Below are 9086 nucleotides of genomic sequence, written 5' to 3'. Positions count from 1 at the left end.
GCTTTCATATTCGTCCATCGGACTCTCCTCGGTCGTGTGCTTGGCGGCTCACGCTGCGGAGTGTCCCGATGGACTCCCGGAAATGTCAAACTGCTACTGTCACCCCGGCAAAGCCGGGGGATTTCTCATTTTATTAATCCGCTAAACACGCCCATTAGCGAATACCTTAGTCGCCACTGTCGTCGCCGCAATCGTTGTCGTTGAGATCATAGAAGCTAGGATTCTCTCGCATCCTGTGTCTTCAAAGATTGTCCGAGGGTTGTTTTCAGCGCATCACCTAAATCAGGGCAGAATTTCGATCGGCGTGCCATCGGTGGTCAATGACCAAATCTCGTCGATCGCCGGGTTGGAGACGGCGATACAGCCGAAGGTCCAGTCGCCCTCCCTTGGTGCTCCTCCACGGTGACCATTTGGTTGTCCGTGGATCATGATCATGCCGCCCGGGCGGCCTCCCTTGGCGTGTGCCCGCAGGCGATCCCGCGCATTGGGATAGGAGAGATGGACCGATTTGCGGTAGCTGCTTCGCGGATTGCGTCGGTCCAGCACGTAGCGCCCTTCTGGAGTACGGCCATCGCCTTCTAGCCGCTTGGGGCCTTCCGGTCGGACGCCGAGTGCGATCGCATAGGTGCGTAGCGGCTGATCGCCGCGCATGAGATACAGGCGGCGCTCGGCCTTTTTCACGACCACGCGGTCGGCCATGCCGGGATTTAACGGCCGAAATTCCGGCGGTTTGTTTTCCGTGGATTGCGGAAGGTCGAACGCGGGAAGGAAGGACATCGCCGGCGCGGCGGGCGCCAGCGGGATGGCGAGCAACAACGTCGTCAACAGAGCGCACCGCTTTTTCATGCGATCCTCGCGTTGACTCAGACTCGCCGTCCCCAGACCGCGTGAACCGGGTCCGAGTGGGGTAGCCGATCGGCATATTTGTCGTCCGGCGGGCGGGGCAGTCCGCGCATCGACCAGGTTTCGAGATCCTGAAACAGGCCGGATTCCAGAAAATAGTCGAGCACCAGACCGGGTCGCTCGAATTCGTGGAGCGCTGGCCAGAGCTGGATGGTCTTGGGCGGAAACCATCGGTTTGAGAAACTGACGATGAAGATTCCGCCAGGACGCAAGACCCGGGCGATGTCCCGGAAGACCGCCAGGGGCTGCGTCAGATATTCCACCGAGGCGGTGCAGATGACGGCATCGAAGGCGTGATCCTCGCAGGGAACCCTCGGCTCCGCGTTGAGATCATGGACTAGGCGTTGTTGGAGCATCGGGTTTGCGGCAAGTTCGTCGGCGTTCATGCCGAGTCCGGTGACCTGACAGGTCTTCAGCGTGCCGGGAAGGTGCGAATGCCAACTCGACATCAGATCCAGAATCCTCGCTTCGTCGGGGATCAGGCTGCCATGGAGCGCGCTGATTTGACCGATAGCCGTGCGGTCGAGATGGTCGACAAAACGTGGCTGTTGGTAGAAATCCGCATCGGGGCCTGAATTCTGACGCCGGAACGGCTGGCCCGACCAGAAATCGGTTGGCAGATCGCGCCAACGCGCCTGCATCCCCGGACCGCCGCCGGCGATCAGATCCGCGACCTCATTGCAGCGCCCGCCGCGTTCCACGTCCTGATTTGCGATGTCTTCGATCTGGAGATCCAGACGCAGCGGATACGCGGCCAGCGGGTGGTTGAGGTCGATTCGGAGTTGCTCCGGTCTGGTGTCAACAACTCGAATCGGCTGCTGATTCGCGATGGCGCCGGACGCCGGTGGCCTGATGAATTTGCCTGGATAAAAGCGCCCAAGACGTGGCTCGGCGTCTTCCGGCGTCAAATGGGGGTGGTCGAAATGACGGGGTTCGAGCGAGATCAGCCGATCTTCTTGAAAAGGAGACGTCAGAACGCCGGGGGCGAATGCATGACTGCTCCGATCGCCACGGGATCCGCCACTGATGCCTGCTTCGAGTTCAGGCGGGAGAACATCCCGCCAAGGATTCAGCCGGGCGAGCAGGAGCGCGTCGTTGTGGAGGGCATGGCAACTTCTCCACTGCAGATTGAAGGCGATCCGGGCGATGGCCATTGCGTTTGGGGTCGGTTAGGAGGAGACCCTCGTTCAGCTCCGATAGATGCGCAGTTTTTCGCCCTGTTTCAGACGATTGTCGGTGATTCTGTTCCAGCGTCGGATTTCCGTGACGGTCACGCCATAGCGGCGGGCGATGGTCTCGATGGAGTCGCCCTTGCGCACCCAGTGGGTGACAAGGTTCTGCGCTTCCTGTTTGGGGATCCGCAGTGTCTGACCCGGCAGCAGGGGGTCGCGAGGCGAAAGACCATTCCATTCGGCAAGATTGTCTCGCGCAATCCCATGTCGCAGCGCGATCGATGTCAGGGTCTCGCCGTTTTTGACCTGGTGGACCTTGTCGTCCACGAGATTGACGTTCGCGACGGTGGGCTGCCTCTGATGGAGACGGACGGCGGTTCGCGAGGCGTCGGCCCCGACCGTCATCGACATGACCCTGACCGATTTCGCCGCGGCGGGGCTGAGTTTGGCGCCCGTTCCGGCGGGTACCATGAGTTGGGCGATGTCCTTGTTCCCTGCCCATTTCGATGTAATCTCGGGATTCAGTCGCTGGATCTCGGCGAAGTCCACGCCGGCGGCGGTCGCGACCTTGACTAGATTCATGGGCGTGTTGGTCAGTAACATCTCGGTGCGGGGGCGATCGGCAATCGCTGGGAGTCGCTGCCCGTATTTGCGCGAATCGGCGACTAGTCGAGCCGTGGCGAGGATCTGCGGGACGTATTGCTTGGTCTCGTTCGGTAGATTCAAGGACCAGAAATCGGTGGGTTTGCCATTGCGACGGTTGGCCTCAAGAGCGGCCTCGACCCGGCCGGGACCGCAATTGTAGGCGGCCATGGCGAGTTCCCAATCGCCATCGAAGCGCCGGCTGAGCTGATCCAGATAGTCCATGGCGGCGCGCGTCGAAGCGACGACATCGCGCCGCTCGTCGTATCCGTTATCCATGCGCAGCCCCATCTCGCGGGCGGTGTAGGGCATGAACTGCCACAGGCCGCCAGCGGCCTTGGGCGAGGTTGCCGCCGGGTTGTAACGACTTTCGACATGAGGGAGAAGCGCCAACTCCATGGGGAATCCGCGTCGCTCGATCTCGGCGACGATGGTCGGCAGATAGGGCGTCGCCTGTTGCGACATTTTTTCCAGATAGCGGGGATCGCGGCGGAAACGCTCAAGCGTGGAATCGATGCGGGAGTCGGCGTGCAGATTCAGTTGCATGCCGGAACGAACCCGGCCCCAGACATCTCCCGTCGGGAGACGGTTTGCCACCCTTGACCTGGAGTTGCCCGCGACCCGGACATCCTCGGCGGGTCTGACGAAGCCGTATTCGCGGGCGGAGACCATGCCCGAGTAGGCGCCATCGACATTGTTGAAGGCGGTGACATCGGATTGCTTAGCACAACCGTTCAGCAGCGGCAAGGCAAGGGCGACGAGCGCACAAACGGCGCGTCCCAAAAGTCTGGCATCAGGCATTGGAACCCCATTTAAATTTTTAACTGCTTGTTTAAGCGAAATATTATTTTTTTCAGGGCACATGATACGCAAAGGACGCTCATAATTCCAGGCTTGAATGCGGATATTCCTCGTTCGGTCGCACGACAGCGTTCGCGATCATGGGTACCATGTGCACCTCAAAGAGAGGCATCCGCATGACTGTTTCCCAACGCTGGACATCTCCGTTCAAGCGGCTTCAAGACTGGTATCGCTCCCCGCTGGGACGGAAAGTCGCCAGGGCCGAAAGCGAGTGTGTGCGGCGTCAGCTCAATCAGACCTTCGGCTATTATCTGGTGCAGCTTGGTCCAACCGAGATTTTTCGCGAGGCGCTGGACTCCAGCCGCATCCGTCACCGGGTCATGCTGCCTCCCGAGCAGCCGTCCGGGCAACGCGGGCTGGAAATCGTCGGTCTGGAGAGCCAGCTTCCGCTGGCGACCGACAGTATCGACGCCATCCTGTTGCCGCATACGCTGGACTTCACGGACGACCCGCGGGCCGTGCTGCGCGAGGTCGAGCGGGTGTTGATCCCCGATGGGCGCGTGATCATCGTGGGCTTCAATGCGTTCAGTGCCTGGGGTCTCTGGGGATTGCTGTTGAGCGTCACTGGGCGGATGCCCTGGTGCGGTCGCTTCAGAATGCCGTCGCAAGTCGAGGCGTGGCTTACCGACGCCGGGTTTGCCATCGAGTTTTGCGAACGCATCCTGTTCTGCCCGCCCTTGCGGAGCGCGCAGGGTGCGCATTGCGCGCCGATCGAGTCGTTGGGGCGGCGCTTCTGGCCGGCGCTGAGTGGCGGCTACGTCATCCGGGCGGTCAAGCGGGTCGCCACCCTCACCCCTCTGAAACCATCCTGGAAACGGCGGCACGCCCTTTTGCCGGGCAATGCCGTGCGACCGACGACACGGGGTAGAAGTCATGTCTGAGAGCGTGCAAGCCTTTACCGACGGCGCCTGCAAGGGGAACCCAGGGCCGGGCGGCTGGGGCGTGCTGCTGCGTTGGGGCGAGGCCGAAAAGGAACTGTGCGGCGGCGAGCGCGAGACGACCAATAACCGCATGGAGCTGATGGCGGTCATCGTCGCGCTGGAATCGCTGAAACGGCCCAGCCGAATCGAGATCACCACCGACTCGCAGTACGTCAAGCGCGGGGTCGGCGAGTGGATGTCCAATTGGAAGCGCAACGGCTGGCGCACCGCCAACCGCCAACCGGTCAAGAACCGGGATCTCTGGGAGCGGCTCGATGCCGCGCTCGGCGGTCACGAGGTGCTCTGGCGGTGGGTCAGGGGTCATACGGGACACCCCGAGAACGAGCGTGCCGACCGACTGGCCAATCAGGGCGTGCCCGGTTCGGGAGGGCGGAATGCGTCAGGTCGTTCTTGATACCGAGACCACGGGGCTGGATCCCAGGGAAGGGCACCGGATTATCGAGATTGGCTGCGTCGAGTTGATCGACCGCCGGCTTACACGCAACGCTTTCCACCAATATCTCCAGCCGGATCGCGAGATCGACGCCGGGGCGGCGAATGTCCACGGCATCACCAACGCCTTCCTCGCCGACAAGCCGCGTTTTGCCGAGGTCGCGGAGGATTTTCTGCGCTATGTCGAGGGCGCGGAGTTGATCATCCACAACGCCCCGTTCGATGTCGGGTTCCTGGATCACGAATTGCAGCGTTGGCGGGACGGGACGCCCAGGATTCAAGACCGGTGCGAGGTGACCGATACGCTTGCGATGGCGCGGCGGCTGCATCCGGGGCAACGCAACGGACTGGACGCGCTCTGCAAGCGCTATGCCGTCGACAACTCGCACCGGGATCTGCATGGCGCCTTGCTCGACGCCGAGATTCTGGCGGACGTCTATCTCGCGATGACCGGTGGGCAAGTCGCGCTCCACCTGGGGGATGAGCTCTCCGAAGCGGGAGGACGCGATCCGCGCACCCGGCATCGCGGTCGGATTGATCCTGGGCGCGCGCGTCTGCGCGTGGTCCATGCCGATGACATCAGTTGTGCCGCGCATGCGGCGCGTCTGGCGGCCATTCAGGCGGCAAGCGCGGACGGCTGTCTATGGCTGAAGGCGGATTAGGTCTGCTGTTGCTGCTGGCGCCGGCCCTGCCCGGAGCCGCCTACCAGGGATTCCAGCGCGGGCAGATTGAGCAACTGGATATGCTTGCGGTCCACGCACATCAGACCGTCTTCCTGGAAGCGCGTGAACAGTCGGCTGACGGTTTCGACCGCGAGCCCCAGATAGTTGCCGATCTCGTGGCGCGACATGCTGAGATAGAAATCGGACGGCGAGAGACCGCGCTTGTGCAGACGTTGCGAGAGACTCAACAGAAACGCGGCCAGACGTTCCTCCGCGTTCTTCTTGCCGAGCAGCAGCAGCATGTCGGTATCCTGACCGATCTCCTTGCTGAGCAGTCGGTACATCTGATGCTGAAGGCTGGGGGTGGTCGCGGTCAGGTCTTCGAGTCTGGTGAAGGGGATTTCGCAGATCGCGGAGGTTTCAAGGATCTTGGCGGAACAGGCGTGTACATCCTTGTCGATGGCGTCCAGGCCGATGATCTCGCCGGGGAGATGGAATCCCAGAACCTGCTCGCCGCCCTCGGAACTGGGCGCGAAGGTCTTGACCGATCCGGTCTTGACGACATAGAGCGCCCGGAACCGGTCGCCCTCGCGAAACAGATAATCGCCGCGATGCAAGGGTCGGGCGCGTTTGACGATTTCGTCGAGACGCTCCACGTCTTCCGGAGACAGGCCCATGGGCAAACACAGCGAGGTCAGCGTACAGTTCTTGCACGCGACTCGAATGGATTCCAATGAAATGACTTTGAATTGACTCATGGCAGCGCCCCCTCACCATCGGCAGCTCGATTTTGGTCTGCCATTTGATCTGGATCAAGAATGCGTGATTTGTAACTGTATCGGTGACAAATTACAAGGGCAAGGGTTCGTGTACGTATTACCCTACCCTGCTGACTTTGCAGGCGGCAGCGATCCGATTGAGCCGACGCCGCGATTTTGGTAGTTTGTCGCGGTTATCGGGCCACCGCCCTCGACCCTCCTTTTTCTGTTCCTGCTTCCTATGACTAAGTTTATTTTTATCACCGGCGGTGTCGTCTCGTCGCTGGGCAAAGGCATTGCATCCGCATCGCTCGGAGCGCTGCTCGAAGCCCGCGGTCTGCGCGTGACGATGATCAAGCTCGACCCCTACATCAACGTCGATCCGGGCACCATGAGCCCGTTTCAGCACGGCGAGGTCTACGTGACCGACGACGGCGCCGAGACCGACCTGGATCTGGGCCACTACGAGCGCTTCCTGCGCACCCGCATGGGCCGCAACAACAACTTCACCACCGGCCAGATCTACGAGAGCGTGATCCGCCAGGAACGCCGCGGCGATTATCTGGGCCGTACCGTGCAGGTGATCCCCCACATCACCGACGAGATCAAGCAAAGCATCCGGCTTGGGGCCGAGGGCGCCGACATCGCCATGGTCGAGATCGGCGGCACCGTGGGCGACATCGAGTCCTTGCCTTTCCTGGAGGCGATTCGCCAGATGCGGGTGGAAGAGGGACGCGAAAACGCGCTCTTCATGCATCTGACCCTGGTGCCCTACATCCGTACCGCCGGCGAGATCAAAACCAAGCCGACCCAGCACTCGGTCAAGGAACTGCGCTCGATCGGTATCCAGCCCGACATTCTGCTGTGTCGCGCCGAACAGGATCTGCCGAACGACGAGCGGCGCAAGATCGCGCTCTTCACCAACGTCCCGGAGAATGCCGTCATCTCCGCCGTCGATGCCGACAACATCTATCGCATCCCGCGTCTGCTGCACGCCCAGAAGCTCGACGAACTGGCGGTGCGCCAGTTCCAGCTCGATGTGCCCGAGGCGGATCTCAGCGAGTGGGACCGGGTGCTGGACGGTTTCGATCATCCCACGCATCAGGTCCGCGTCGGCATGGTCGGCAAGTACATGCACCTCACCGAAGCCTATAAATCGCTGTCCGAGGCGCTCGCCCATGCCGGCGTGCATACCGGCACCAAGGTCGAGATTCTCTATCTGGACGCCGAGGAGATCGAGCAGCAGGGCACCGCCTGTCTCGACGGACTGGATGCCATTCTGGTTCCCGGCGGGTTTGGCGAACGGGGCATCGAAGGCAAGATCGCCGCCGCCCGGTATGCCCGCGAACAGCGCATCCCCTATCTCGGCATCTGTCTCGGAATGCAGATCGCCGTGATCGAATACGCCCGTCATCTCGCCGGTTTGGAGGGCGCGCACAGCACCGAATTCGACCGCGAGACCCCGCATCCGGTGATCGCCATGATCACCGAATGGCGCGACGAAAAAGGCAAGATCGAGACGCGCGCCGAAGGTCAGGATCTGGGCGGTTCCATGCGCCTCGGCGGTCAGAACTGCCGTCTCGAACCCGGCAGTCTGGCGCGCGCCGTCTATGGCACCCCCCAGGCCCGCGAGCGCCACCGTCATCGCTATGAGTTCAATAACCGTTATCTCAATGCTATGAAGGACGCCGGGATGCGCTTTTCTGGCTGGTCGCTTGACAACAAGCTGGTCGAGATCATCGAGATCCCGGATCACCCCTGGTTCATCGCCTGCCAGTTCCATCCCGAGTTCACCTCGACCCCGCGTGACGGCCACCCGCTGTTTTGCGGCTTCATCCGCGCGGCCCTAACTCAACACGAATTGGCTGGAGACCAGGCCGAATGATGCGGCTCGCCCATTTTGAGGCAGGCATCGACCGCCCGCTCTTCCTGATCGCCGGACCCTGCGTAATCGAGAGCGAGACGCTGGCGGAAGAAACGGCCGGCGCGCTCAAGGAGATGACCGACGCGCTCGGCATCCCCTTCATCTACAAATCCTCCTTCGACAAGGCCAACCGTTCCTCGGCTGGCAGCTTTCGCGGTCCGGGTCTTGAGGAGGGTCTGCGGATTCTGGAAGCCGTGCGCGAACGCATCGGCGTCCCGGTGTTGACCGATGTCCACGAGGACACGCCGCTCAATGAAGTCGCCGCCGTTGTCGACGTGCTCCAGACCCCGGCCTTTCTCTGCCGACAGACCAATTTCATCCGCGCGGTCGCCAGTCAGGGCAAGCCGGTCAACCTCAAAAAAGGCCAGTTTCTCGCGCCCTGGGACATGCGCCATGTGGTCGACAAGGCGCGTTCGACGGGCAATCGGCAGATCATGGTCTGCGAGCGGGGGGTTTCCTTCGGCTATAACAATCTGATTTCGGACATGCGCGCGCTGGCCGTCATGCGCGAGACCGGCTGTCCGGTGGTCTTCGACGCCACCCATTCGGTGCAATTGCCGGGAGGGCAGGGGGATCGTTCGGGCGGACAGCGCGAATTCGTCCCCGTGCTGGCGCGGGCCGCCGTCGCCGCCGGAGTCGCCGGACTGTTCATGGAGACCCACCCGCGCCCCGACGAGGCGCTGAGCGATGGGCCGAATGCCTGGCCGCTGGGGCGGATGCGGGAGTTGCTGACGACGCTGGTTGAGCTTGATCGGGTGGTCAAGGCGGCGGGATTGGCTGAATCCTAAATT

Annotated in this window: 9 protein-coding genes; 5 read left to right on the top strand and 4 right to left on the bottom strand. The window is 62.0% G+C overall.

Features of this window, described 5'->3' with window-relative positions:
* Nucleotides 1-282: 282 nt before the first annotated feature.
* The 3 genes from CCR95_RS15780 to CCR95_RS15770 are packed head-to-tail and all read right to left on the bottom strand — an operon-like array spanning nucleotide 283 to nucleotide 3518.
* A complete protein-coding gene (locus CCR95_RS15780; RefSeq protein WP_201096087.1) occupies nucleotides 283-846 on the bottom strand; it encodes a L,D-transpeptidase family protein in 564 nt (187 codons plus the stop codon).
* Between the two features lie 17 nt (nucleotides 847-863).
* Nucleotides 864-2057, bottom strand: a complete 1194-nt coding sequence (locus tag CCR95_RS15775; RefSeq protein ID WP_201096085.1) for a methyltransferase domain-containing protein — start codon at nucleotides 2055-2057, stop codon at nucleotides 864-866.
* Between the two features lie 33 nt (nucleotides 2058-2090).
* Nucleotides 2091-3518 (bottom strand): LysM peptidoglycan-binding domain-containing protein, encoded by a 1428-nt coding sequence (locus CCR95_RS15770; protein ID WP_201096084.1) that lies wholly within the window; start codon nucleotides 3516-3518, stop codon nucleotides 2091-2093.
* 176 nt (nucleotides 3519-3694) lie between these two features.
* Here CCR95_RS15770 and CCR95_RS15765 point away from each other — a divergent pair, with 176 nt between their 5' ends.
* Genes CCR95_RS15765 through dnaQ form a run of 3 tightly spaced genes read left to right on the top strand, consistent with a single transcriptional unit; the run spans nucleotide 3695 to nucleotide 5613 of the window.
* Nucleotides 3695-4459, top strand: coding sequence for a class I SAM-dependent methyltransferase (locus tag CCR95_RS15765; protein WP_201096078.1), 765 nt, complete (start codon nucleotides 3695-3697; stop codon nucleotides 4457-4459).
* Entirely contained in the window at nucleotides 4452-4913 is a 462-nt protein-coding gene (gene rnhA / locus CCR95_RS15760; RefSeq protein WP_201096076.1) for a ribonuclease HI, read from the top strand. Before CCR95_RS15765 ends, rnhA begins: the two co-directional genes overlap by 8 nt.
* Nucleotides 4894-5613 carry a DNA polymerase III subunit epsilon gene (gene dnaQ / locus CCR95_RS15755; protein WP_201096073.1) on the top strand — a complete coding sequence of 240 codons (720 nt, stop codon included), beginning with the start codon at nucleotides 4894-4896 and terminating at the stop codon, nucleotides 5611-5613. The genes rnhA and dnaQ overlap by 20 nt, the downstream gene beginning before the upstream one ends.
* Here dnaQ and fnr read toward each other — a convergent pair.
* Complete coding sequence (gene fnr, locus CCR95_RS15750; RefSeq protein ID WP_201096072.1) at nucleotides 5610-6371, bottom strand: fumarate/nitrate reduction transcriptional regulator Fnr; 762 nt, start codon at nucleotides 6369-6371, stop codon at nucleotides 5610-5612. The genes dnaQ and fnr overlap by 4 nt on opposite strands.
* 241 nt (nucleotides 6372-6612) lie before the next feature.
* On the opposite strand from fnr, the gene CCR95_RS15745 reads away from it, so the two are divergent.
* A complete protein-coding gene (locus CCR95_RS15745) occupies nucleotides 6613-8256 on the top strand; it encodes a CTP synthase (RefSeq protein WP_201096071.1) in 1644 nt (547 codons plus the stop codon).
* On the top strand, nucleotides 8253-9083 hold the full coding sequence (gene kdsA / locus CCR95_RS15740; RefSeq protein WP_201096069.1) for a 3-deoxy-8-phosphooctulonate synthase: 831 nt from the start codon (nucleotides 8253-8255) through the stop codon (nucleotides 9081-9083). Before CCR95_RS15745 ends, kdsA begins: the two co-directional genes overlap by 4 nt.
* Nucleotides 9084-9086: the final 3 nt, after the last annotated feature.

The organism is Thiocystis minor (assembly GCF_016653465.1).
Lineage (GTDB): Bacteria > Pseudomonadota > Gammaproteobacteria > Chromatiales > Chromatiaceae > Chromatium > Chromatium minus.
This window is presented reverse-complemented; position numbering and strand designations above follow the sequence as displayed.